Source organism: Duganella qianjiadongensis (genome assembly GCF_009857915.1).
GTDB lineage: Bacteria > Pseudomonadota > Gammaproteobacteria > Burkholderiales > Burkholderiaceae_D > Rugamonas > Rugamonas qianjiadongensis.
This window is the reverse complement of sequence record NZ_WWCM01000001.1, coordinates 269,620-292,251: the sequence shown is the minus strand read 5'-3', so window position 1 is coordinate 292,251 and position 22,632 is coordinate 269,620. Positions and strand designations below refer to the sequence as shown.

At 61.0% G+C, this 22,632-nt stretch carries 21 protein-coding genes; 12 read left to right on the top strand and 9 right to left on the bottom strand.

What is annotated here, in order from left to right:
* Positions 1-4: 4 nt before the first annotated feature.
* The 3 genes from GTP27_RS01315 to GTP27_RS01305 form a co-directional block, all read right to left on the bottom strand.
* Positions 5-493, bottom strand: coding sequence for a DUF6644 family protein (locus tag GTP27_RS01315; RefSeq protein ID WP_161037386.1), 489 nt, complete (start codon positions 491-493; stop codon positions 5-7).
* Positions 494-575: 82 nt separating this feature from the next.
* Positions 576-3,239, bottom strand: coding sequence for a TonB-dependent receptor plug domain-containing protein (locus tag GTP27_RS01310; RefSeq protein WP_161037385.1), 2,664 nt, complete (start codon positions 3,237-3,239; stop codon positions 576-578).
* Positions 3,240-3,468: 229 nt separating this feature from the next.
* Entirely contained in the window at positions 3,469-3,915 is a 447-nt protein-coding gene (locus GTP27_RS01305; RefSeq protein WP_161037384.1) for a DUF6152 family protein, read from the bottom strand.
* Positions 3,916-4,075: 160 nt separating this feature from the next.
* Between GTP27_RS01305 and GTP27_RS01300 the strand changes: the two genes are divergently transcribed.
* Both GTP27_RS01300 and GTP27_RS01295 read left to right on the top strand, forming a co-directional pair.
* Positions 4,076-5,059: a hypothetical protein gene (locus GTP27_RS01300; RefSeq protein WP_161037383.1), complete on the top strand. Its 984-nt coding sequence runs from the start codon at positions 4,076-4,078 to the stop codon at positions 5,057-5,059.
* Positions 5,060-5,073: 14 nt separating this feature from the next.
* Positions 5,074-6,000 (top strand): hypothetical protein, encoded by a 927-nt coding sequence (locus tag GTP27_RS01295; RefSeq protein WP_161037382.1) that lies wholly within the window; start codon positions 5,074-5,076, stop codon positions 5,998-6,000.
* Between the two features lie 71 nt (positions 6,001-6,071).
* Here GTP27_RS01295 and GTP27_RS01290 read toward each other — a convergent pair whose 3' ends face one another.
* Positions 6,072-7,247 (bottom strand): sigma-54 interaction domain-containing protein, encoded by a 1,176-nt coding sequence (locus GTP27_RS01290; protein ID WP_161037381.1) that lies wholly within the window; start codon positions 7,245-7,247, stop codon positions 6,072-6,074.
* A 250-nt stretch (positions 7,248-7,497) separates the two neighbouring features.
* Between GTP27_RS01290 and GTP27_RS01285 the strand changes: the two genes are divergently transcribed.
* The 9 genes from GTP27_RS01285 to GTP27_RS01245 all read left to right on the top strand — a co-directional run bounded on the left by GTP27_RS01285 (position 7,498) and on the right by GTP27_RS01245 (position 14,261).
* A complete protein-coding gene (locus tag GTP27_RS01285; RefSeq protein WP_161037380.1) occupies positions 7,498-7,929 on the top strand; it encodes a rhodanese-like domain-containing protein in 432 nt (143 codons plus the stop codon).
* Positions 7,930-7,932: 3 nt separating this feature from the next.
* Positions 7,933-8,856 (top strand): serine O-acetyltransferase EpsC, encoded by a 924-nt coding sequence (epsC, locus tag GTP27_RS01280; RefSeq protein ID WP_161037379.1) that lies wholly within the window; start codon positions 7,933-7,935, stop codon positions 8,854-8,856.
* The gene (locus GTP27_RS01275; RefSeq protein ID WP_161037378.1) at positions 8,853-9,110 is read left to right on the top strand and encodes a helix-turn-helix domain-containing protein; all 258 of its coding nucleotides are present in this window, start codon (positions 8,853-8,855) and stop codon (positions 9,108-9,110) included. Before epsC ends, GTP27_RS01275 begins: the two co-directional genes overlap by 4 nt.
* Before the next feature lie 78 nt (positions 9,111-9,188).
* Positions 9,189-10,121: a family 2A encapsulin nanocompartment shell protein gene (locus GTP27_RS01270; RefSeq protein ID WP_161037377.1), complete on the top strand. Its 933-nt coding sequence runs from the start codon at positions 9,189-9,191 to the stop codon at positions 10,119-10,121.
* A complete protein-coding gene (locus GTP27_RS01265) occupies positions 10,118-11,866 on the top strand; it encodes a family 2A encapsulin nanocompartment cargo protein cysteine desulfurase (RefSeq protein ID WP_161037376.1) in 1,749 nt (582 codons plus the stop codon). The genes GTP27_RS01270 and GTP27_RS01265 overlap by 4 nt, the downstream gene beginning before the upstream one ends.
* A 261-nt stretch (positions 11,867-12,127) precedes the next feature.
* A complete protein-coding gene (locus tag GTP27_RS01260; protein ID WP_202416470.1) occupies positions 12,128-12,640 on the top strand; it encodes a rhodanese-like domain-containing protein in 513 nt (170 codons plus the stop codon).
* 12 nt (positions 12,641-12,652) lie between these two features.
* Complete coding sequence (locus GTP27_RS01255; protein ID WP_161037375.1) at positions 12,653-13,144, top strand: DUF6644 family protein; 492 nt, start codon at positions 12,653-12,655, stop codon at positions 13,142-13,144.
* A 31-nt stretch (positions 13,145-13,175) separates the two neighbouring features.
* Entirely contained in the window at positions 13,176-13,649 is a 474-nt protein-coding gene (locus tag GTP27_RS01250) for a DUF6644 family protein (RefSeq protein WP_161037374.1), read from the top strand.
* 9 nt (positions 13,650-13,658) lie between these two features.
* Positions 13,659-14,261, top strand: coding sequence for a cytochrome c (locus GTP27_RS01245; protein ID WP_229633280.1), 603 nt, complete (start codon positions 13,659-13,661; stop codon positions 14,259-14,261).
* On the opposite strand, the gene GTP27_RS01240 is transcribed toward GTP27_RS01245, so the two are convergent.
* Genes GTP27_RS01240 through GTP27_RS01220 form a run of 5 tightly spaced genes read right to left on the bottom strand, consistent with a single transcriptional unit; the run spans position 14,251 to position 20,229 of the window.
* Positions 14,251-15,387, bottom strand: coding sequence for an amidohydrolase family protein (locus GTP27_RS01240; RefSeq protein WP_161037373.1), 1,137 nt, complete (start codon positions 15,385-15,387; stop codon positions 14,251-14,253). The genes GTP27_RS01245 and GTP27_RS01240 overlap by 11 nt on opposite strands.
* Positions 15,388-15,397: 10 nt before the next feature.
* Positions 15,398-18,013 carry a TonB-dependent receptor plug domain-containing protein gene (locus GTP27_RS01235; protein ID WP_161037372.1) on the bottom strand — a complete coding sequence of 872 codons (2,616 nt, stop codon included), beginning with the start codon at positions 18,011-18,013 and terminating at the stop codon, positions 15,398-15,400.
* A 43-nt stretch (positions 18,014-18,056) separates the two neighbouring features.
* A complete protein-coding gene (locus GTP27_RS01230; protein ID WP_161037371.1) occupies positions 18,057-19,010 on the bottom strand; it encodes a hypothetical protein in 954 nt (317 codons plus the stop codon).
* Positions 19,007-19,804: a hypothetical protein gene (locus GTP27_RS01225; protein WP_161037370.1), complete on the bottom strand. Its 798-nt coding sequence runs from the start codon at positions 19,802-19,804 to the stop codon at positions 19,007-19,009. Before GTP27_RS01225 ends, GTP27_RS01230 begins: the two co-directional genes overlap by 4 nt.
* On the bottom strand, positions 19,801-20,229 hold the full coding sequence (locus GTP27_RS01220; protein WP_229633278.1) for a DUF6152 family protein: 429 nt from the start codon (positions 20,227-20,229) through the stop codon (positions 19,801-19,803). The genes GTP27_RS01225 and GTP27_RS01220 overlap by 4 nt, the downstream gene beginning before the upstream one ends.
* A 327-nt stretch (positions 20,230-20,556) precedes the next feature.
* On the opposite strand from GTP27_RS01220, the gene GTP27_RS01215 reads away from it, so the two are divergent.
* Positions 20,557-22,608 (top strand): TonB-dependent receptor, encoded by a 2,052-nt coding sequence (locus GTP27_RS01215; RefSeq protein WP_161037369.1) that lies wholly within the window; start codon positions 20,557-20,559, stop codon positions 22,606-22,608.
* The last annotated feature ends 24 nt before the right edge of the window (positions 22,609-22,632 follow it).

Here is a 22,632-nt window from a genome sequence, read left to right as displayed (position 1 = left end):
TTCCTCAGATGTAAAACGCGATCAGCCGTCCCGCGATCAGGATGCCGGCCCATAAAGCGAGCGACGATGCTCCGGCGAAGCGGGCCTGCCACGGCAGCGCGGTGGTGGTACTCCATTCGGCATGGCGCGAAAAATTGTAGTGCCAGTAGCCGATATTCGCTGCGGCCAGTAGCAGCAAGGCTAGCTTGGCTTGCAATAGCGGGTTCAGCCAGATCTTGCCGGCCTGCGGCAAAAACAGACCTATCCCGCTAGGAAACACCAGCAATGCGCCGGCTAGGGTAAGTGGCAAGACTTGACGCTGTAACACGTCCAGTCCGACGTCGGCAAAGACCACGCCCAGCAGGCGCAAGTCTACAATTGCAATGCTGCCTGCGAGGAGTAGCACCCCCACAATGTGAATGACGTCCAGTGCGGAGAACAGATTCAGTGATTCGCCCAGAACCAGGCTGATGGGTAGAGCTGCTACTTGATCGAAAAATTCGCCTAAAGGCATATGGAACTCCTGATATGTGTATGCGTCTGACTGGCGGGCACGGCCCATGCCGGCCAGCCAGACCTTGCAAGATGCGCTAGGCTTAGAACTTGTAGTTGAGCGTAGCGTAGTACTGGCTGCCCAGATCGGCACCAAGCGGGCCGCTGGTATCGTAGGCGTACTGGTACTGGGCTTTGGCGGCGTTGGTGCGCGAAATATCAGGCACGCGGCGGGCGCGCTGGTTGAACGCGTTGACGACGGCAAATTTGGCGTCGAAACCGTGACCCAGATTCCAGCCCAGTGTCAGGTCGGTGGTCCACAGTTTGCCGGCATTCCATTCGCCAGTGGTCGGCAGGCCCAGTGCAGCATTGTCGGCATTGGTCCAGAACCGGCGCACCTTGCCGATGCGGGTCTCGCGCAGATCGAGCGAATAAGCACCCTGCTTGTAGTTCAGGCTCAGCACCTGCTTGTCGCTAGGCGCAAGGTATAAGGTGCTCTGCTGATTGGTCAGCGACAGTGTGGAGATGTTCGGCAAGCCCTTGAGCTTGGCAGGAATGTCCGACAGGCGGGTGAAGGCGCTGGTGTTGAAGTTCGCGGCCAGATTCCATTTGAAGACGCCCGTGTCCAGTTTGTGCTTGCCATCGATGGTCAGATCCACACCGCGGCTGCGCACATCGCCCACATCGGTGAAGTAATGCGCCGTCAGGCCCGTGCCTTGCTGGGGAATGGCCAGACCGGCAGCAGTGAAATAGCCTTGCAGGATAGCCAGCTGGGACGGCGACAGTACGGCGCCGGTGGCATCGCGGAACTGGCCATCGCTGTTGGTGCGATCGAGGCCGACGTTGGCCGAGGTGCCCAGTGTGTGCTTGACTTCGGTCTGATAGAAGTCCACCGCATAGTTGAACTGGGTGCCTAGATCGCCCGTCAGCCCGAGCGTAAAGCCCTGGGCTTTTTCCGGTGCCAGCGCAACAGCACCGAGTGCCTGACCGGCAGCCGAGTCCGGACGGACCAGTGACGAGATCAGGCCGTTAGGGCGGCCCGACGTATTGCTGAACGAAACCGTCTGCAGCGACGGAGCATGGAAGCCATTGCTGGCCGTGCCGCGCAGGGCCAGCGCAGGGCTGAAATCGTAGCGGCTCGACAGTTTGCCGATCAGGCCGCTACTACCGAAGTCGGAATAGTGTTCGCCCCGCACGCCGCCGTCGATAAACCACGCTTCCGTCAGATTGGTGCCGGCGCCAGCATAGGCGGCATAGCCATGCCGCTTGGTATCGGCGGCATCGCGCGGCAGATAGCCGGGCAGCGACTGGGCACCGCCGCTGCCATTGCCGCCGTCGCCGGGGATCACGCCCAGATAGGCATTCGGTTCGCCCGCCTTGAGCTGGCTATGTTCGCTGGTGTATTCCAGACCCGCCGACAGATTCAGCGGCTTGGCGCTCCAGCCGGTGGCAATGCTACGCGTCAGATCCAGCGTGTTGGTCCACAGCGAGTAGATGTGCTGGCCGATGTTGAAATCAGTCTGGCCGGCGGCGGCAGGCAGCGCATAGTTGGCCGAATGCACGGTGAAGACTTCGACTTTGTCCCGTCCGTAGTTGCTGCTCAGATCCCAGTTCCAGCCGCCCCAGACGCCGCGCAGGCCCGCCACCAGCTGGGCTTCGCGGTCGGCCGTCGATTCCTGCGGCGTAAAGCCGTCCGGATAGAAATTGAACCAGCCATTGTTGCGTGCATTGGTGTTGCTGTAGATGGCGAACGGACTACGGAAGTTCTGTGCCGAATACGCGCGCCGGTCGGAGTAGGTGGCGAAGCTATACGCGCTCAGATCGTTGCCGAGATCATATTCGGCGTTATAGCCCACGCTGCTGGTGCGCACATCGAGTTTCTGTCCGCTGTTTTTCCATGGCGCGTAGTCGCGTCCCGCTTCCTTGGGATTGGGCGTGGCGCCAGCCGGCAGCGCATTGTTCGGTCCCAGAGTGGTCGACAGCGAGCCGTCGGCCTTGATGGCAGGGTAGTACAGATAGCCGGCGTTCAGGGGCGAGCTGCGCACGGCCGGCTTCTGCTTGCTGAGCTGGGCGAACAGGCTGACGAAGCCGCGCTCGTCCAGTGCAAAGCCCTGATTAAGGGCGACGCTGCCGTTTTCACCATCGCCCTTGGTGGTAGCGCCACCGCTCAGACCGATCTGACCACCCTGAGCATTGCGTTTCAAAATGACGTTGACGGTGCCGGCAATCGCGGCCGAGCCATACAAGGCGGAGGCGCCATCGCGCAGCACTTCTACGTGGTCGATAGCGCTGATCGGGATCAGGCCCAGATCGACGGCGGCCGAGCCGGAGAAGCCGTTTTCATTGACCACTGCGGTGGTGTTGCGGCGCTTGCCGTTGATCAGCACCAGCGTGTAGGAAGGCGACAGATTGCGCTGTTGCACGCCCAGCACGATGCTGCCCAGATCAGGCTGGGGCGACTGGCCCGGCAGGTTGAACGATGGAATCAGCGTGACCAGTGCGCCGAGCAGATTGCTGGCGCCACTGTTGGCCAGATCTTCCTGCGTCAGCACATCGATGGGCGAGGCACTGTTCTCGATGGTGCGCCCGCCTACGCGTGAACCGGTGACTACTACCACGCTCGCTTCAGTGACACTGGCAGCACTGGCAGCAGCGGCGCTACTGCCAGCAGATTCTTCGGCATAGGCCGGTGCGCAGCAGGCCAGCGAGACGGCGACGGTGAGCGCTTTTAAACGAAGCGGGTGGGGCGTATGCAGGTTTGAACTCATCTTGGTACTTTCCATTGCGTAGTTGACGAAAGCCCAATTTTGTCTGCGTGGATAGTTGCTGTCGAAGAATAAAAACGCAGACCGATATGCAGTGTGCCGGTCTAAGCTAATTACAATTCTGATGTCCGGAAAAATTGACCGCTCGCCCAGCCTTTCCTTGCTGGATCAGGCGCAGGCGAAAAAAAGCCGGCATGTACGCATGCCGGCTTGGTGCAGCAACGCTTGCGCATCATCCGGTGCTGGCGTCCTTCTGTACTTCCACCGGTTTGGTGTCGCCAGGGCCACCATCGCCTTCGGTACCGCCATTGATCACGCGGCCATCGGGCAGGGTAACGATGCGGCCATCGATCAGGCGCACGCCGGGCTTCTTGACCAGATAGCCGTCCACCACCAGCGTGTCGCCGATCTTCACGTCGCCTTTCTTGAAGCCGCGCCGCGACAGCGCACCGGGACCGGCACCCTCTACGGCCCAGTTATAGGTCACGCCTTTGCTATCGACTACATCGAGGTAGAAGTAGCTGTGCGGATTGGTCCAGTCGACCTTGGTCAGCGTGCCTTTCAAACGGATCGGCTTGCTGGCATCGAACAGCGCCGCAAACGAATGGTGGGCTGAAGCGATCGGACCGATGGACAGCGCGGAAAATAGAACAGCAGCGCGCAGAATATTTTTTTTCATAAGTTACTCCAGTAGTGTCAAAGCCAGCACAGCTTACATGCAAATATGGCCCAACCCAAACGCGCACTTTAGATATGAATATGCAATAAACTTATTGGACGATAGACAAGCTAGTCTGGCACATTGGCCGCTTTACCAACTAGCTCAGCAAGAGAAGCCTATGTCTCTGAGAATCAAACCGCTGCATATGGCGCTTGGCCTCGCGTTGTCGGTAGCGGCCGTCACGGCCACTGCGCAGTACCGCGACGAAGCCAGGCCCGACACTATCACCAGCAAGTCTGCCGCCATCTGGCTGGGCAGCGAATACACCGGCAAGCCAGTGGCCACGCCACGTGATGCGCGCGGCAAGCCGCTGCTTAACGGTTACTGGAAACTGCTGCACGAAGCCGATAAGCCGGACGGCAATCTGGCCAAGGACCTGCCTGGCTTTAGCCTGCCTTACACGGCCGCAGGCAAAGCGGCACTGGCTGCCAATTTCAAGGTGGTCGATCCGGAAGCGCGCTGCATCATTACCGGCATCCCGCGTGCGCTGACGGCGGTGCTGCCATTTGAAATCCAGCACAACGGTGTGCGCTTTGCCACCTTTCACCAGCTGGGCTGGCACCGGCTGGCCTGGCTCGATGGCCGCAAACCGGCCAGTGATCCGGATCCGCGCTACAGCGGTAACGGGCTGGGTCACTGGGAAGGCGATACGCTGGTGATCCGCTCCACCGGCTTCAAGGATAGCGCCGATGGCCGCGTCTGGGCTGACGACAATGCCAACCCTATCAGTAGCCAAGCCGTGCTGGTGGAACGCTGGAGCCGTCCCGACTATCATCATCTGCAGCTGGAACTGACGCTGAGCGATGCCAGGTATTACCGCCAGCCTATCCAGTACAGCCGCAAGTTCGTGCTGGCACCACAGGGCGAACAGCTGAAGGAATTCTCCTGTGAATGGAATACTTTCTGGGTCACTACCCATCTGGCGCCCGGACCGGGCCCGATAGGTGCTGATGGTAACCGCTATTACGGACCGGACAAACAGATCGTGCCGGACTGGCCGCTGGGCAGCGTGGAAGACGATGGTCGTGGCACTGGTTACTGGCTGTACCGCAAGAACAAACCTAAACCATCGGACCTGCCACCTAAACCGGAGGCCAAGTGAGGCGTATGAGTACTATGAACCAACCCACCACTTTCGTGCGCAGCGTGTTGCTGCTTGCCTTGCTGGCTGCCTGCAGTGCGCAGGTACTGGCACAGACCAAACCATCAGCGACCCGTCCCGCTACAGTGGAAAGCGACGATGCCGAAACCGAGATGTTCCGTCCCTTTATCTACAACGGTCCGCCCATTGCGACGCCTCGTCTGCTCGACGGCAAGCCTGATCTGAGCGGCTTCTGGCAGGGCGTGCGCGAGAAGGGAGCGCCGGGCGGTAATCAAGGCAAGGATCAGCCCGGCTTTATCCTGCCGCTGAGCGAACTGGGCAAGCGGGCTATGATCTATGCGCAGAACCATACGCCCGATCCGGAAGCCGTGTGCATCAATGGCGGCATTCCGCGTCATAACAGCAGCGGCCTGCCGTTCGAAATTCTGCATACCACCGAGCGCTTTGCCACGCTGTACCATTACACCACACACCGCTCGGCCACGGTGGGCGCACAGCGCAGCCTGCCGCCACGCGATAGCATCAGTAAAAGCTATTTCGGCACCAATGTGGCGTACTGGGAGGGCGATACGCTGGTGATCGAGACGACGGGCCTGCGCGATTCCTCGTTCGAGAAAATCTGGCTCGATGAAAACGGCAATCCCACCAGTGACCAGACCAGAGTAATTGAGCGCTGGTCGCGCCCCGACTATCACCATCTGCAACTGGAAGAAACCGTGATCGATCCGAAGTACTATCGCGAACCGTTCAAGTTCACCCGCAAGTGGAACTATGGTGGCGATGGGCGCGGGGTGGGCGAGTACTCGTGCAACGAGAACAATGTGGAACGCGAGCACATTGGTCCCGGCGCCGGCGTGATCGGTCCGAACGGCAACCGCGGCTTCGGCTACGACACGCCGATGCCGAAAACGCCGCCGAGTCCCGACGCCTACGGTTTCTAGGCAATAGACCCCGCTAGCAAGCGGGGCGTCTCTGCCAATGTGACGGGATGACTAGTGCATGGTGGCACAGTTCAGTCGATGACGGCGGCTTTCTTGAGCTGGGTGCGCAGCACATTGCGGCTGATGCCTAGCCGCTTGGCAGTGCGCACCTGATTGCGCTGGCATAGCTCCCACGCCGCCAGTACCAGCTGCTGTTGCAGCAGTTCGAAGTCGATAGGCGTGTCCGATTCCAGCAGGGCGTGCCAGGCCTGTTCCATGGTCGCAGTGCGATGCACTGGCACGACGCTGGCAGGCACCGGCGCAGGCGCGCTGCTGATCGGTGCTGGTGTGCTGGCGGCAGGCGCCGGGGCAAGCGGCACAGCATTCTGCCAGCCCGGCAGATCGAGTTCCTGCGGGGTGATCAGGCCGGCACGGCTGAGCAGCACGGCACGGTGGATGATGTTTTCCAGCTCGCGGATATTGCCCGGCCACGGATAGGCCAGCAGCGCCTGCTCGGCGGCAGCGCTCAGCTGGACTTGCTCGACGTGCAGGCGGCGCGCATAGATATTCAGGAAATGCTGGGCCAGCGGCAGTATATCGCCACGCCGTTCGCGCAGCGGCAGCACAGGCAGACTGATCACTTGCAGACGGTAGTACAGATCCTCGCGGAAGCGCCCGGCCCGCACGGCGGCCGCCAGATCGATATTGGTGGCCGCGATCAGGCGTACATCAATCGGCACGGCCTTACGCGCGCCCAGCCGCACCACCTCGCGCTCCTGCAATACGCGCAGCAGCTTGACCTGCATGGCCAGCGGCAGGTCGCCGATCTCATCGAGGAATAGGGTGCCGCCGTTGGCCGTTTCGAACCAGCCCGCCTTGCCTTGCTGGGCGCCAGTATAGGCGCCGCGCTCATAGCCGAACAGTTCACTTTCGATCAGCGTGTCGCTAAAGGCACCGCAGTTGACTGCTATGAACTGCTGATGGTGCCGCCGGCTCAGCGCATGGACATGGCGCGCAACCAGCTCTTTGCCGGTACCCGTTTCGCCCGTGATGAGGACAGTGGCGTTGCTGGGCGCGATGCGTTCGATCACGCCGTGCAGCGCGCGTGAGCGGGCATCGGCGAACACGAAGGCGGTGGCGCGGATGATCAGGCTGAGCTGGCTGGCATCGCGGAAGGCGATCAGTGGCTGCTCTGCCGAGTCGAGACCCTTGGCGAGATTGGCGCCGCGGACAAACTCACTGTTGAAATTGTGTGCAAGAAGTTCCATGCCAACGACTATAGAGTAGCGGCTCTGTGGCGGGAACGAATCATGCATAGCATGCTTATCTGGAAACAGTATATGGACCGCTAGTGCAGGCTTTGCAGCATGTCTGCTGCATACGCAGCAGTAGCGGATGTCTTCCTTGCCCACATCGCTTATGCGGTTTTCATTTTTGCGAAGTTGATTTTATTCGTTTTATCCAAAATAAAGCGAACGTATGCTGACGTCTATCGCCACCATGTCTTAAAGGTTGAATATGTCGGAAGCTGTTGTTGAATTACCGGTCCAGCTAGCGCATGCGCAGGCTGGTGTAGCGCCTGCAGTCGCCTGGGAGTTGTTCTCCACTGGGCAGGCGCTGCTGGTCGATGTCCGTACTGCGGAAGAACGCAAATTTGTCGGCCATGTGCCCGAGTCGCTGCACGTGCCGTGGGCGACGGGCACGGCCCTGACGCGCAATCCCCGCTTTGTGCGCGAACTGGAAGCCCGTATCGGCGGCAAGGATGCCGTTGCCCTGCTGTTGTGCCGCAGCGGCAAGCGCTCGGCGCTGGCGGCGGAAGCCGCTGCCAAGGCGGGCTTTACGGCCGTGTTCAATGTGCTGGAAGGTTTCGAAGGCGAGATTGACGATCTGCAGCAGCGCGGCAAGTCGGACGGCTGGCGCTTGCGCGGTCTGCCATGGGTACAGGATTAAAGCATGGCGACATTTGATATCAGCGGTATCGTGCAGGCCTTGCACGAGGCGCGCCATCACTGGCGCCGGATCCAGAGCCGTAGCAACGAGCCGGGCAACCGCGAGTTCCCCTCGCGCAATGCGCTGTCGGCCATCATCGAGAATCTCAAAGGGGTGTTATTCCCCATGCGGCTGGGTCCGCCTGATCTGCGTCAGGAAAGTGAAGACTTTCACGTTGCCCATACGCTCGATGACGCGCTGCATGCGCTGCTGCAGCAGGTCAAGCGCGAACTGGCCTACAACGCCACGCTGGTGGCCGGTGAACCGGTCGATGTCGATCAGCAAGCGCTGACGGCGGTCCGCAGCTTTGCGGCGGCCTTGCCCGCTATCCGCACGCTGCTCGATAGTGATGTGCTGGCGGCCTATCAGGGCGACCCTGCTGCGCGCAGCGTGGATGAAGTGCTGCTGTGCTATCCCGGTGTGCTGGCCATGATCCACTACCGGCTGGCGCACCAGTTATACGAACTGGGTCTGCCGCTGCTGGCACGCATTGTGGCCGAACTGGCCCATAGCGCGACCGGCATCGATATCCATCCCGGTGCCCGCATCGGCGCGGGCTTCTTCATCGACCATGGTACCGGCGTGGTGATCGGCGAAACGGCTGTGATCGGTGAACGGGTACGCGTGTATCAGGCGGTCACGCTGGGCGCCAAGCGTTTCCCGGCCGATGCGGACGGAAATTTGCAGAAGGGCCAGCCCCGTCATCCCGTAGTCGAAGACGATGTGGTGATCTATGCCGGCGCCACCATACTCGGCCGTATCACGCTGGGTAAAGGGGCGGTAATCGGCGGCAATGTCTGGCTCACCCATGATGTGCCGCCCGGCGGCCGCGTGGCACAGGCGGAATCGCGCGAAGGGGCGCTGGCAAACGGGATTGCGACGGCATGAGTACGACCCATAGCGGCCCTTGCGCGCTGGTCGGCAGCTTTGGCCGCAGCGTGCGCGCATTGCGCGAGGCACTGGGCTGGTCGCAGGAGCGGCTGGCCGAGAATTCCAATCTGAACCGTTCGTATATCGGTGAAATCGAGCGGGGTGTGGTGATCGCTTCCCTGCAGACGGTGGAAAAGCTGGCGGCGGCGTTGCAGGTCACGCCTGCCGACTTGCTGGCCCATGGCGCCAGCCGGGAAGGGCAGCAGGCCTGATGGCTATAGCCTGTTGAGGCGTGTTGTGCTGCGCCGCAAACTGTAATTGTTTATTAACTCAATGTGATAGGAGTAAAGATGTCAGCAACTGTAGGCGGAACCACGGCGCTGGGCGATAACGCAGCGCGGCAATTAGCCAATGCAAGCAAGACTGCGCCGCAGCTAGAAACCATCAGCCCGCGCTGGCTAACCCATCTGCTGCAGTGGGTGCCGGTGGAAGCCGGTATCTACCGCCTCAACAAGGTGAAGAATCCGGAAGCGATCAAGGTCACCTGCACTGCGCGGCAGGCCGAGAACCAGCTGCCGCGTACCTATGTCGATTATGAGGAGCATCCGCGCGAATACTTCCTCAATGCCGTCTCGACCATTCTGGATGTGCATACCCGGGTGTCCGACCTGTATAGCAGCCCGCATGACCAGATCAAGGAACAGCTGCGCCTGACTATCGAGACCATCAAGGAAAATCAGGAATCCGAACTGATTAACAATCCTGATTACGGTTTGCTGTCGCAGGTGACGGACGAGCAGCGCATCTTCCCGCTGACGGGAGCGCCCACGCCCGACGATCTGGACGAACTGCTGACCAAGGTGTGGAAAGAGCCCGCGTTCTTCCTCGCCCACCCGCTGGCGATTGCCGCCTTCGGCCGCGAAGCAACGCGCCGTGGCACCCCGCCGCCTACCATCAGCCTGTTCGGTTCGCAGTTCATTACCTGGCGCGGCGTGCCGCTGATCCCGTCCGATAAAGTGCCGGTGGCTGATGGCAAATCCAAGATACTGCTGCTGCGCGTGGGCGACAAGCGTCAGGGCGTGGTGGGGCTGTATCAGCCTGGCCTGCCCGGCGAGCAGAGCCCCGGCCTGTCGGTACGCTTCATGGGCATCAACAACCATGCGATTTCGTCCTATCTGATTTCGCTTTACTGCTCGCTGGCGGTACTGACCAATGATGCGCTGGCCGTGCTTGATGACGTCGAGATCGGCAAATACCACGATTATCCAGATACCTATAAATGAGCGATCCAACGTCCAATTTGCCGGAACCTTCCGGCGCGCCGTTCGATACGGCGCTACTGACGCGGCTCGCCAATGAACTGTTCAGTGCGGGCCCGTTCAAGACGCCACTTGGTGTGCCGGGCGTGCAGGGGCCTGCCAACGTGGCACCGGCAGGCTCGCCGCTGGCCAGTCCTGCCGGTCTGGGGCCGTCGGTGCCGGGTACGCCGATACCGCAGGGGCAGATACCGGGTACCAACCTGATCCCGGCGTCGCCTAGCCAGCTGCCGTCGCTGGCCAACCGGATTCCGGCGCTGGCGCCATCGGCGCAGGCCGGTAACGGTGTGCCGGACAAGGTGTTCAGTACGGTGCCTGCGTACGAGCCCCGTAGCGGCAGTGCCGTGCTGGGCGTGCCGGCGCTGGAGCTGGGTGGTGCGCGCCAGCTTGATGCGCCGTCGTACTACTTCCTCAGCGACTGGCACAGTCCTGATCCGGCATCTGCTGCGGCAGCACGTCCGGCGCCCGGCTCGCCCGTGCTACAGGCGCAGACGGCGGCGCCGCCGTTCGATGTGCATGCGGTGCGGCGCGACTTCCCGATACTGCAGGAGCGCGTCAACGGGCGCCAGCTGGTGTGGTTCGATAATGCCGCGACGACCCACAAGCCGCGCTCGGTGATCGAGCGTATCAGCTACTTCTACCAGCATGAGAACTCGAATATCCATCGCGCTGCGCATGAACTGGCGGCACGCGCCACCGATGCCTACGAGGGTGCGCGCGAGCGGGTGCGTGGCTTCCTCAATGCGCCCGATGTGCGGGAAGTGATTTTCGTGCGCGGCACCACCGAAGCGATCAATCTGGTGGCCAAGAGCTGGGGCGCGCAGCATGTGGGCGAGGGCGACGAGATCATCGTCTCGCATCTCGAGCACCACGCCAACATCGTGCCGTGGCAGCAGCTGGCCAAGGCCAAGGGCGCGGTACTGCGGGTGATACCGGTCGACGACAACGGTCAGGTGCTGCTGGACGAGTACCGCAAGCTGCTCAATAGCCGCACCAGGCTGGTGTCGGTAACGCAGGTTTCGAATGCGCTGGGGACGGTCACGCCAGTCAAGGAAATCGTCGCGCTGGCACACAGCGTGGGCGCGCGGGCACTGGTCGACGGGGCCCAGTCGGTATCGCACATGAAGGTCGATGTGCAGGATATCGGTGCGGACTTCTTCGTCTTCTCCGGTCACAAAGTGTTCGGTCCGACCGGCATCGGTGCCCTGTGGGCCAAGCGCGAAGTGCTGGAGGATATGCCGCCATGGCAGGGGGGCGGCAATATGATCGCTGACGTGACGTTCGAGAAGACCGTGTATCAGCCTATACCCAACAAGTTCGAAGCGGGTACCGGCAATATCGCCGATGCAGTGGGGCTGGGCGCTGCGATCGATTATGTGAACCGGATCGGTCTCGATGCGATAGCCCGCTACGAGCACGAGCTGCTGGTGTACGGTAGCTATCAGTTGCAGCAGATCCGTGGTCTGCGCCTGATCGGCACGGCGCCAGACAAGGCCAGTGTGATGTCGTTCGTTCTGGATGGCTATACCACCGAGCAGGTGGGCAAGGCGCTCAACGAAGAAGGCATCGCGGTGCGTACCGGCCACCACTGCGCCCAGCCTATTCTGCGCCGCTTTGGCGTCGAGACGACGGTGCGGCCTTCGCTGGCGTTTTACAACACCTATGAGGAGATCGACCGGCTGGTGGCGGTGGTGCGCAAGCTGGCGCACTAGTCCGGTAATTTGAGGTAAAGGACAGGCCCGTCACCGATCGTGGTGGCGGGCCTGTTTTTTATTCCACACAGAGCATGTTGTGCTGTTGATTTTGCAGCAAGGCGAGCCGCCGTCTGCTGGTTTTCCAACATGCGGACTTGCTGCTGGTCTGGCTAAATTTGGCACTTCGCCCGCCATTAAAGGCTTTCTACATATTTTCCGGAGACGGGCATGCAAATTGCGAACTAGAGATTTAGTTCAACTCGAAGAAGGTCTCTCATCATGAAAACTATTTCCCTCCTGCTGGCGCTTGCCGTCAGTGTTCCCGCCTTTGGTCAGCAAGCGTGGACGCATACCACCAAGCAGTTGCAGCGTAGCGAAGTTGATGCGCTACTGGCCCAGCCGGAGAAAGTGCTGATACTCGATGTGCGCCGTCCCGACGAAGTCACGGCTAAGGGTAGCTTCCCCGTCTATCTGAGCGTGCAGGCCAAGGACGTCGAACAGCAGCTGCCGTTCATCCCGAAAGATAGACTGATCATCACGGTGTCCAACCATGCCCATCGTGCCGGTGCGGTCGGTGATCTGCTGCTGGCGAAAGGCTATCAGGTCGCCGGCGCCACCGGCTCGGAAGATTACGAAGCACAGGGCGGGACGATCAAGCGGATTACGCCTCCTGCTGCACCAGTCGCCGCGGCGCCTGCTGCATCGGCTGCAGCACCGCGCACTGCATCGACTACAGATATCGATGCCGCCACTACTGCGCTGGCGCTATCGGCGCTGGCGGCGCTGCCCTGAGGTGAGATAGCTATGACTTTATTCGATATCGTCCACCTGATCCAGGAATCCGACAGCAGCACAGCGTTGCGCGAGTCGCAATATGCTTTTCCTTTGCTGGAGGCATTTCATTTGCTGGGGCTGGCCGTGTCGTTCGGCCTGATACTGCTGACGGATTTGCGCCTGACAGGGCTGCTGCTGAAGCGCATCCCGCTGGCGGATCTGTTGAACCAGCTGCGCTATTACATCTTTGGCGGCTTTGCGCTGACCTTTATTAGCGGTGGGCTGCTGTTCTGGGCCGAAGCGGAAACGCTGTACAGCAATCTGCCATTCTGGTTGAAAGTGGGATGCATGGTGCTGGCCTGCCTGAATGCGCTGTATTTCGAAGTGAAGTGGGGCCACCGCGCCAGCCAGTGGGCACATCAGGCCGTGCTGCCGCGCGCAGCGACGCGCGCCGGCTGGATTTCGCTGAGCTTCTGGACACTGGCCACCGTATTCGGCCGCTCGATTCCTTATTACCTCTAATTACCCCTAATTTTTACGAAGCATAACGACGATGACGTTTGTACAAATCCTTGGCTGGGTTCAGGACAGCTATCTGATTACGCAACTGCGTGGCGCTAATCATCTGGTGATCGAAATTACCGAAGTGCTGCATGTAATGGGACTGGTGAGTTTTCTTGCTGCCCTCGTGCTGGTAAATCTGCGTCTGCTGGGCTTGGGCCTGCGGGCGGTGCCGCATCCGCAGATCGCCGCGGCGGTTGCTCCGCTGCTCTGGGGCGGGCTGACCCTCACTGTGCTGACGGGGACGACGCTGTTCCTGTCCGGCCCCGTGCGGTATTTCTATAACAGTGCCTTCGTGCCGAAAATGCTGCTGCTGGGGCTAGCCCTGCTGGTGCAGCTGACGCTATATCGCAAAGTGACGCGCGCAGAGCAGGTGGCGCCGTGGCTGGCGCAGGGTAGTGCGGCGCTGTCGCTGTCGCTGTGGTTGGGAGTAGGTCTGTTTGGCCGCGCTATCGGCTATGTTTAAAGGAAAATTATGAAGTTGAAGTTAGTGGCAAATCTGCTTACCGTGCTGGCCATGCCAGCGTTGTTAAGTGCGTGTAATCAGGCAGCGCAGTCTGCTCCGCCGTCAGCAGCGGCCTTCCATCCCGATGCCTCGATACAGGAAGTGATGGCACATATCGTCGATCCGGCCGCCGATGCGATCTGGGCATCGGTCAAGAGCGAGACCACGGCGCAGGGCCTGAAAGAGTACCAGCCGAATACCGAGTCGGAATGGCTGGAAGTACGCCACCACACGATCAGTCTGGCGGAAGCTGCCAATCTGCTGCTGGTGCCGGGACGTCCGGTCAGTCATACCAAGCAGCTGGAAGATGCCCATGTGCCGGGTATCCTGACAGTAGAACAGGTGCGTAGCAAGATTGATCAGGATCCGGCGAAATTTGCTGCAGCGGCGCGCGAACTGCAATTGGCCGCGCAGGAGGCGACTGCCGCAGTCGATGGCAAGAATGCTGCCAGGCTGATGGCGGCGGGCGAGAAAATTGATGCCGCCTGCGAGCGTTGCCACAGGACTTACTGGTATCCGAATACGGAGCAGCCGAAATGGCCTGCTCCGCTCAAACCGGACGCTAAACCGTAATCCCTTTGCGTGCCAGCAGCTGACGGCTGTTGTCGATGTAGATCTGCTGACGCTGGGCCGGCGTCAGCACCTGATCCAGCGTGGCCAGTCCCGGCGCCGAATCGCCCCGATCACCCCCACCTACACCATAATCGGTGCCGAACAGGATGCGGTCAGCACCGAGCTTCTCAATCGCCAGCTTGACCCATGCACCATTGCGCGAATACGGCCCCGGATCGAGGTAGAGCCGGCGCAGACGCGCGAGCGGATCGTTCACACCCGCCTTATGGGCCGCTGGTACCAGCGTATCGATCAGATAGGGCAGGAAGCCGCCCAGCATGATGACTTCGACCGAAACATCGGGATAGGGATCAAGGAAGTCGGTCAGCCCCAGCGTGACGGCGCCCTGTGCCAGATGGCTGTTGCTGATGATGCTCCAGCGCGCGTATTCCGTATCGCTCGGGATGATCATGGGTGGCTGGCCGGGCAGCAGGGCACTGGCCGGTGCACGGTGGATGAAGAAGTGGCTGCCCAGGCTCTGTGCGGTGGCAAATAGCGGCGCCAGCGTCCGCGCGCTGTCCAGTGTAGCAAACGCATTGAGCGGCAAGGAGCCGCCGATCAGCCCCAGTTCCTGATGGGCGCGGCGCAGTTCCAGCGCGGCCCACTGCGGATCGGCCGCCGGTAGCGCCGCCACCGCCAGAAAGCGGCCCGGATAACGTCTAACTATGCCGGCCAGTTCGTCGTTGACGGCGCGGAACAGGGGACGCAGTTGTTCCAGCGGCAGGGTAGCATCGAAGCCTAGCGCCACAGTATGGGTGAGCAGCTGGCGGCTAATCCCCAGCTGGTCCATGTGACGCAGGCGTGCGGCGATATCCGATGCGCTGAAGGGGGAGGGTTTGCCGCCTGCGAACGAGGCGGTATCGAGATTTTCCATCACACTGATGCCATCGCCGGTGTCGAATACGCGCGGTGCCGTCTGGCGCTGGCGTAGGAAGCTGATTTCGGCGTTGGTAACGAAGTGCGCGTGCCAGTCCACCAGCACGCGCGCCGCTGGCAAACTGGCACTACTGGCGCGGACTGCCGCCGGTGCAGCGGCCATCATGGCCAGTGCACCGGCGCCGCGCAGGAAGCTGCGGCGATCCGTCATGGAGACTCCTTTACAGTTTGTAGCTCAGACCTGCATACACGAAGCGGCCGGAAGCCCCGTTCGGTGCAATGAAGGAGTAGGGGTTGATACCGCTGGCGCGGTTATTGGTCAGGTATTTGTCGGGATAGCGGTTGAACGCATTCTGCACATTCAGGTCCAGCTTCCAGTTCTTATTCAGTGCATAGGCGACACTGAAGTCGACATAGGTCTCGGGCGAGAATACCTGATCGATATTGCCGTTGGGCGAAGCCACGCCGGCCACGTCGCCGACGTTGTAGCGGTAGCGGCCGTAGCGGGTTACCGTGCTATCGGTGGTCCACGCACCAGTGCTATAGCGCGCGCCCAGTACCAGCTTGTTTTTTGGCGTGCCCGTCTCGGCATCGCGCACTTTGGCATTGCTGACAGCGAGGATCTGGCTGCCGCCTATGCTGACGAATCGATGCACGTTCGAGACGCTGGTATTGAGCAGACTCAGTGCTGCACTCAGTTCCAGCTGGCCGCTACCTGCGCTCAGGTGATGTTTGCCGATGATGTCCAGACCATCCGTGCGGCTATCCCACCCATTGGTGTAGTAGGACGCCTGCGTGAAGCCGGGCAGACCGGCCGCATTGAACGCGCTGGTGACGGTCGTGCCCTGCAGCGTCTCGGTCTGGATGATGACGTCGCGTACTTTAAGGCGGTAGGCGTCCACCGTTAGCGAGCTGGTGTCGGCCGGACGCCAGACGGCGCCGAGCGAATAGGTACGCGATCTTTCCGGATCGAGTGCGCGCGCGCCGAAGGCCAGAGCGGCGGGATCGTCCGGCCGGAACTGGCGCGTCTGACCCGGCGTCAGCGTGCCGCTGCCGGAATTCGACCAGTTGCTGGTGGTGCCCGTGCTCTGGAAGCCCAGTGCTGCCAGACTCGGCGCGTGGAAGCCCGAGCTAACGGTGCCGCGCAGAGCAAGCGCCGGCGTGAAATCATAGCGGCTATTGAGCTTGAAATTGCTGGTGCCGCCGAAATCGGAATAGTGTTCGTAGCGGCCGGTGGCGCCTACCAGCCACTGGCGGTTCAGACGTGCATCCAGTCCGGCATAGCCGCCGGCCACATTGCGGCTGACCTGGTAGGCGTCCTGCGGCTTGATGCCGGAAGTGGAAGAACCACTGATAGGAATACGCGTGGTGTCGCCGGCAAAGGCGGTGCCGGGGTAGAGCGAACCGACGGTCTTGCCAGCCAGCGGGCCACCTGTGTAGCCGGCTGCATCACCGAGGTCGCCGGTACGCCAGCGTTCATGGCGCGCCAGCAGGCCGGCCGAGATATTCAGGCCATCCTGCAGACCTTCCACATTCAGCACGTTGCTATAGTCGGCCGTGAGGCTGGTGGTATCGCTTTTCCACGAGCCCAGGTAGAAGTGGGTGGGGCTGCTGGCGCCATACGACGGGTTGGCGCTATTGTAGGTGTCGCGCGCCGTTTCGTTGGCGCCGTAGCTGAGGGCCAGATCGAACTGGCCGGCGCTCTCTGCATCGAAGCGCACACCGCCGACCACGGCGGCATCTTTGGCGTGGTAGCTCATCCAAGGCTGATAGCCATTCGGGTACAAGCCCAGCACATCGTTTTCGCCCAGTTTGGTGCCATCGGTTACTGTGGGATTACTGGTAATGGCTTTGACCACGCGTTCCGGATTAACCCAGTTATGCGACTCCTTGTCCGAATAGTTGGCCCAGCCGTAGGCGACCACTTTGGCGCTCAGTGGCAGTTCGGCATTGGCCAGCGCGCTCCAGTTGTCGCGCGAAGCCTGGCCCCACTGGCCATATTTCTTATCGTAGCTATCGTTGCGCGGGTCGCCGTTGGGGAACAGCTGGCGCCAGTCGGCCGCGCTGCGGTCGACATTGCTGTTCTTCAGCCGGTCGATGCTGAAGTTGGCAAAGCCGTCCTGCCCCAGCTTGACGCCGCTCCAGCCATTGACTGCCGTGGTATGGCCGCCGCCATCGCTATAGCCGCCACCGTGGGCGGACAGTTCGCCGCCGCTGCCGTTCTCGCGCAGGACGATGTTGATCACGCCAGCGATAGCGTCGGAGCCATACTGGGCGGCCGCGCCGTCCCGCAGCACTTCGACCCGCAACACGGCGCTCAGGGGGATGGTATTCAGGTCCACCACCGTGGCCGCTAGCCACGGATCCGTACCGGATAACTGGGCCGAGGCGTTACGGCGTTTGCCGTTCACCAGCACCAGAGTGTAGGCGGGGCTGACGCCGCGTAGCGACGCCGAGCGCACGCCCTGGCCTTTGACGGCGTTCTGGCCTTGCGGGAAATTGAACGAAGGGTGCAGTCGCGACAGGGCCTGATTCAGCGAAACGGCGCCGGTCTCCTTGATCTGCTGGGGCGTAATCACGTCGATAGGCGAGGAGCTGGTCAGCACGGTGGCATCGTGGCGGATCGAGCCGAGTACCACCACGCTGTCGACGATGCCGGAGACGCCATCGGCGCCGGCGGCGAGGGCGCCACTCTGGTCGCCACTATCGGCGAGGTTGGCAGCGCTTTCAGCTGCGGAGGATGGCAGCTCGGCTGCGCTGGCATGGAGCGCGGCGCCGCTGAAGGCGAGGGTCACCAGCGTGGCGATCAGGGTGCGGCGGGGAAGTGGTCTATTCATAAGGTATTCCGTCTTTATTTCAGTTTAATGGTGGGGGCCGGGTTTAACGTGGCGGTGGAGTGACTGCCACATGGCCAAAGCCGATATTGTTTTCGGTGCAGATGCGTTCATCACGTTCGATGACCTGCTGTTTGCCGGCCAGATTGGTGGCGACCTCGTAATGCCAGCCGTCGACGGCGTCCTTTTCGGTACGGCGTTTGGCCGGTATCGTGGCCGTCCATGGCCGCGTGTACACAGTGGGGTCATCGAAGGTGGCGACGTAGTTATAGCGCTTGCCGTCGTTGGAGAAGATGTAGCGTTCCGTGATGCGCACGTTCTCGCTGGCGAATTCACCGGTGCGGCCAAACAGCGCTTTGCTGTTATTGTTGGTGACATCGACCACCAGCGTATTGCCCTCCCAGTGACCGCGCGAGTCAGCGTTCCACAGCTTGATATTGGCTGGCAAGTGCGGCTTACCATCGAGGTGGATAATGCGCGTGCCCGAGTTGAACAGGAAGACCACGTAGCCGGGGAACTGGCGGATTTCATAGCCGTGCCAGATGAAGGACTTGGGTACTCCGGCTGGTGCGCAGCGTGCCAGTGGCTCGATGTACTGAGGCTCGGTAGGGTTGTGGAAGTTCTTCAGGAAGTTCTCCTGAGCTGCCTTGGCCCATGGCTGGAACGGCACCTGTCCGTCGGCAGGATCGGTGACGCGGCTGGGTGCGCGCTCCGCACGCGGCCCCAGCGGTTTGCGTGGTGGTGCCGGGTCGCCCGGGATGCCGCCTTGCGGATCAGTCCAGTTATTATGGTTGGCCACCGTGTTGGACCAGTGGCCCTCCACATCGGGCTGGCCATCGGCGAGGCGCTTGCCGGTCCATTTGCCGGATTCGATCGCCTCATAGCTCGCTTCGAAACGGATGCGGTCAGTGCCGGCCAGCGGCCTGGCCTTGTTTTGCTGGGCATGCACGGTAGGCGCGACGGCTAACAGCAGGGTCAGCGCAGTAGTGATAGTTTTCATGGCGTTCCTGTTGGCTGGCTTGGGGCTGGCTGGGTCGCGGCCGCTGGTGGTTTGGGCGGATAGTATTGTTCGTATTCGAGCGTGTAGCGGTAGTCTTCGATCAGCTGGAAGTCCTTCTCGCGGTGGCGGTGCAGGAGCACGCTGAGGTCCCATGGGCGGGCGAACACTTCGGGGTCTTCTACCCGCGCGCTGTATTCGATGGTGTTGGCGTCGAGGTACTTCCAGCGCTCCACTACGTGCAGCGCTTCGCTGTGGTAGTTGCCGGCGCGGTCGAACCAGGTTTCGTCATTGAAGCCGGCGACATCGACGACGAGGGTGTCGCCATCCCAGCGGCCGCGCGAATCACCGAGCCAGAACTGGTTGCGGTCACCGCCGGGGTGGTCTGTGCCGTTGGTGTGGATGGTGCGGACCGAATGGCCGAACTGGTGGACCAGCGTCAGATCACGCTGGCGCTGGAATATCTGGAACGGTTCGGGATAGTAGATCCCGCGCGGTACCCCCAGCGTCCAGCCCTTCAGGCGGGGATCATCCTTGTCGCGATTGGCGAAGTTCTTTTTTTTCTGTTCCAGCGCAGCGGGTAGATAGGGCAGCACATGGCCTACTACCACACCGGCACCGGGTGGTGCATCGATGCGGGCAGCGTGTGGTTCCAGATCGTATTCGGCGGCGCTGGTGGTTTGCCAGATGCCGGAGAAGTCTGGTCTGCCATTGGCAAGACGGGGAATCTTATCGGCGCCGAATGCGGAGCCGGTCAGCGCTGCCAGTAAAGTGAACAGTGTCAGGGATCGGATCATGGACGCGGTGCCTCGCTAGTCGGGGCATCCTGCGCGCCGCCAGTCTGGATGGTACGGCCATCGGCCAGCGTGACGAAGACGCTGTAGCCAAAGGCTTCGCCGTTCTTGGAGCGGAAGCCGCGGATGCGTACTGGCTGACCTATTTTGAGGTCACTCTTGGCCAGTCCCGCATTGGCGAGCGAGTTAGGCGCGCCAAATTCCACACCCCAGTTGGTGACTTTTCCATCCGGACCCGTGACATCAAAATATAGCCAGCTATGGGGATTGACCCACTTGGCTTTGGTAATGGTGCCGGACAGGTCAAGCGGCTGCTTGGCATCGAATTCGGCAGCGAAGGCGTGGTGCGCCTGCGCTGGCGCAACGCTGATGAGGGTGACACTGCTGGCCGCAATTGCGATGAGCCAGCGCGACAGATTGATGTTCATTTCTTCTCCCGACAGTTAAAAAGGACTTGCATGTCGCTATGTTTCGCAAGCCCTGTGCCTGCCGCAGATAGGCCCGTAAAAATTTACTCAAGTGCTTGTTTTTAAGGGAGAGTCTTGCGTGGGAGGCAAAAGGGAGGAACGATGTGTGCTGCTGCAAAATCAGCAGCACTGTTGAGCATGCAGCAGAACTGTTGATTTCGAATGCGCCCTTATGCCATAAGGCATATATAGGCATGCCGAGGAAGTATTTATTGAACCTGACGGGGCGACCATAGAATTCTGTGCACTGTCTTTCGACGATACTTTCCAAGGTTACGCATGTTTTCTATGAGCTCCCGTTGCGCTCTGTGGCTGGCATTGCCGGCGCTACTTTTGCTGTATCCGAGGGCGCATGCCGAACCGGCCGGACTGCTCACCGTAACAGTCGAAGCATCGCGCACCAGTCAGCTAGGGCTGGCCGATTCTGCCAATCAGGGCAGTATCACCGGACGTGAACTGGAGTTGCGTACCGTGTACCGTCCGGCCGAGATACTGGAAGCTACTCCGGGGCTGATCGTTGGTCAGCATAGTGGTGAAGGTAAAGCGAGCCAGTATTATCTGCGTGGCTTTAATCTCGACCACGGAACCGATCTGGCCACCTTCGTGGACGACATGCCCGTCAATCAGCGCAGCCACGCGCACGGACAGGGCTGGACCGATCTGAATTTTCTGATCCCGGAACTGGTGGGGCGGATGGACTATAGCAAGGGGCCGTATTCGGCCCGACTGGGCGACTTTGCTTCTGCCGGTAGCGTGACGGTGAACTACGCTAACCGGCTGCCGGACAACATCGCGACGCTGAGTGGCGGGCAGCATGGTTACGGTCGTGCGGCTTTGGCGGCATCGACCAGTCTTGCCAGCGGCAGCCTGCTGTATGCGCTGGAATCGGTGCATAACAATGGACCCTATACGCGTGGCGATAACTACCGCAAAGTGAATGGTGTGCTGCGCTACTCCGAGGGGCAGCCCAGCAATGGCTGGAGCGTGACGGCCATGGCGTATCGTGGACGCTGGAATTCGACCGACCAGATTCCGCTGCGTGCGGTGCAGGATGGCAGCATCGGGCGCTTTGATGCGATCGATAATACCGATGGTGGCAATTCTTCCCGCGCCAGCTTGTCAGCGACGTGGCGCAACACGACAGCCCAAGCAGCAAGCAAGCTGAATGCTTACGTGATTCGTAACCGGCTTGATCTGTTTTCCGACTTCACTTACTTCATGGAAGATCCGGTCAACGGTGACCAGTTCGGTCAGCCGGACCGGCGCGTGAGCAGTGGCTTCGGCGCCAGCCATACATGGCGTGATGTTCTACTGCTGGGACAGGCTAGCGACTGGACTCTAGGGGCGACAGGGCAGAACGATAATGTGTTCAACGGACTCAATCACACGCGCGCGCAGCAGGTGCTGTCCGCTACGCGCAAAGACCATATCATCGAGAGTAGTGCGGCGCTGTATCTGGAAAATGCCACACGCTGGTCTGATCGCCTGCGCTCGGTGGCAGGGCTGCGGACCGATCGCTATCGCTACGATGTCAGCAGTAATCTGGCGCCGAATAGTGGTGTCGCCAGCGCAGGACTGCTGAGCCCCTCGCTGAGCCTGATTTTCAGTCCGCTGGAGCAGACCGAGCTGTATTTGAATCTGGGCAAAGGTTTTCACAGCAATGATGCAAGGGGTACCGTGGCGACCTTGGATGTCAGGACGGGTGAGGCGCTGGCGCCGGTGCCGGGGCTGGTGCAATCGCGAGGGCAGGAAGTGGGATTACGTACCGAGCTGATTCCGCGCATGCAGACTGCGCTCTCGCTGTACCGGCTGGACTTTGATTCGGAACTGACCTACATCGGCGATTCCGGCACCACCGAGGCAGGCCGGCCCAGCCGGCGCTATGGCATCGAGCTATCCAACTACTATAAAGTGCTGCCCTGGCTGTCGATCGATGTCGATGCAGCCTATGCCCATGCCCGTTCGCGCGATCATGACGCGCTGGCTGGCGATTACATCGAAGATGCCGTGGAAGGCGTCGGTCAGCTGGCGCTTACCGTCGATAAACTCGGTCCCTGGTCAGGCGCTGTGCGGGTGCGCTACTTTGGTCCGCGGCCCCTCACATCCGATAACCGCGTGCGCTCGCGTTCGTCGTTCACCCTGAACGGCCATGTAGCGTATCAGCTCGCCCCCAAGCTGCGTCTGTCGCTGGAAGCCTTCAACATCGCTAACCGCAAGGTGTCTGCAATCGACTACTACTATAGTTCGCAGCTGCGCGGCGAGGCAGCACCTGTCGATGATGTACATTTTCATCCAAGCGAATCACGCTCACTACGTGCCACCCTGATTGCCAATTGGTAGGTGGAGCATGATCTGGCCGGAGCG

Excerpts from the sequence above, each read along its gene's own strand:
- GTP27_RS01285 (WP_161037380.1), top strand. The coding sequence starts at position 7,498 with ATGTCGGAAGCTGTTGTTGAATTACCGGTCCAGCTAGCGCATGCGCAG.
- GTP27_RS01240 (WP_161037373.1), bottom strand. The coding sequence starts at position 15,387 with ATGACGGATCGCCGCAGCTTCCTGCGCGGCGCCGGTGCACTGGCCATG.
- GTP27_RS01215 (WP_161037369.1), top strand. The coding sequence starts at position 20,557 with ATGAGCTCCCGTTGCGCTCTGTGGCTGGCATTGCCGGCGCTACTTTTG.
- GTP27_RS01220 (WP_229633278.1), bottom strand. The coding sequence starts at position 20,229 with ATGAACATCAATCTGTCGCGCTGGCTCATCGCAATTGCGGCCAGCAGT.
- GTP27_RS01245 (WP_229633280.1), top strand. The coding sequence starts at position 13,659 with ATGAAGTTGAAGTTAGTGGCAAATCTGCTTACCGTGCTGGCCATGCCA.
- GTP27_RS01265 (WP_161037376.1), top strand. The coding sequence starts at position 10,118 with ATGAGCGATCCAACGTCCAATTTGCCGGAACCTTCCGGCGCGCCGTTC.
- GTP27_RS01250 (WP_161037374.1), top strand. The coding sequence starts at position 13,176 with ATGACGTTTGTACAAATCCTTGGCTGGGTTCAGGACAGCTATCTGATT.
- GTP27_RS01255 (WP_161037375.1), top strand. The coding sequence starts at position 12,653 with ATGACTTTATTCGATATCGTCCACCTGATCCAGGAATCCGACAGCAGC.
- epsC (WP_161037379.1), top strand. The coding sequence starts at position 7,933 with ATGGCGACATTTGATATCAGCGGTATCGTGCAGGCCTTGCACGAGGCG.
- GTP27_RS01300 (WP_161037383.1), top strand. The coding sequence starts at position 4,076 with ATGTCTCTGAGAATCAAACCGCTGCATATGGCGCTTGGCCTCGCGTTG.
- GTP27_RS01235 (WP_161037372.1), bottom strand. The coding sequence starts at position 18,013 with ATGAATAGACCACTTCCCCGCCGCACCCTGATCGCCACGCTGGTGACC.
- GTP27_RS01270 (WP_161037377.1), top strand. The coding sequence starts at position 9,189 with ATGTCAGCAACTGTAGGCGGAACCACGGCGCTGGGCGATAACGCAGCG.
- GTP27_RS01310 (WP_161037385.1), bottom strand. The coding sequence starts at position 3,239 with ATGAGTTCAAACCTGCATACGCCCCACCCGCTTCGTTTAAAAGCGCTC.
- GTP27_RS01260 (WP_202416470.1), top strand. The coding sequence starts at position 12,128 with ATGAAAACTATTTCCCTCCTGCTGGCGCTTGCCGTCAGTGTTCCCGCC.
- GTP27_RS01225 (WP_161037370.1), bottom strand. The coding sequence starts at position 19,804 with ATGATCCGATCCCTGACACTGTTCACTTTACTGGCAGCGCTGACCGGC.
- GTP27_RS01230 (WP_161037371.1), bottom strand. The coding sequence starts at position 19,010 with ATGAAAACTATCACTACTGCGCTGACCCTGCTGTTAGCCGTCGCGCCT.
- GTP27_RS01295 (WP_161037382.1), top strand. The coding sequence starts at position 5,074 with ATGAACCAACCCACCACTTTCGTGCGCAGCGTGTTGCTGCTTGCCTTG.
- GTP27_RS01315 (WP_161037386.1), bottom strand. The coding sequence starts at position 493 with ATGCCTTTAGGCGAATTTTTCGATCAAGTAGCAGCTCTACCCATCAGC.
- GTP27_RS01275 (WP_161037378.1), top strand. The coding sequence starts at position 8,853 with ATGAGTACGACCCATAGCGGCCCTTGCGCGCTGGTCGGCAGCTTTGGC.
- GTP27_RS01290 (WP_161037381.1), bottom strand. The coding sequence starts at position 7,247 with ATGGAACTTCTTGCACACAATTTCAACAGTGAGTTTGTCCGCGGCGCC.
- GTP27_RS01305 (WP_161037384.1), bottom strand. The coding sequence starts at position 3,915 with ATGAAAAAAAATATTCTGCGCGCTGCTGTTCTATTTTCCGCGCTGTCC.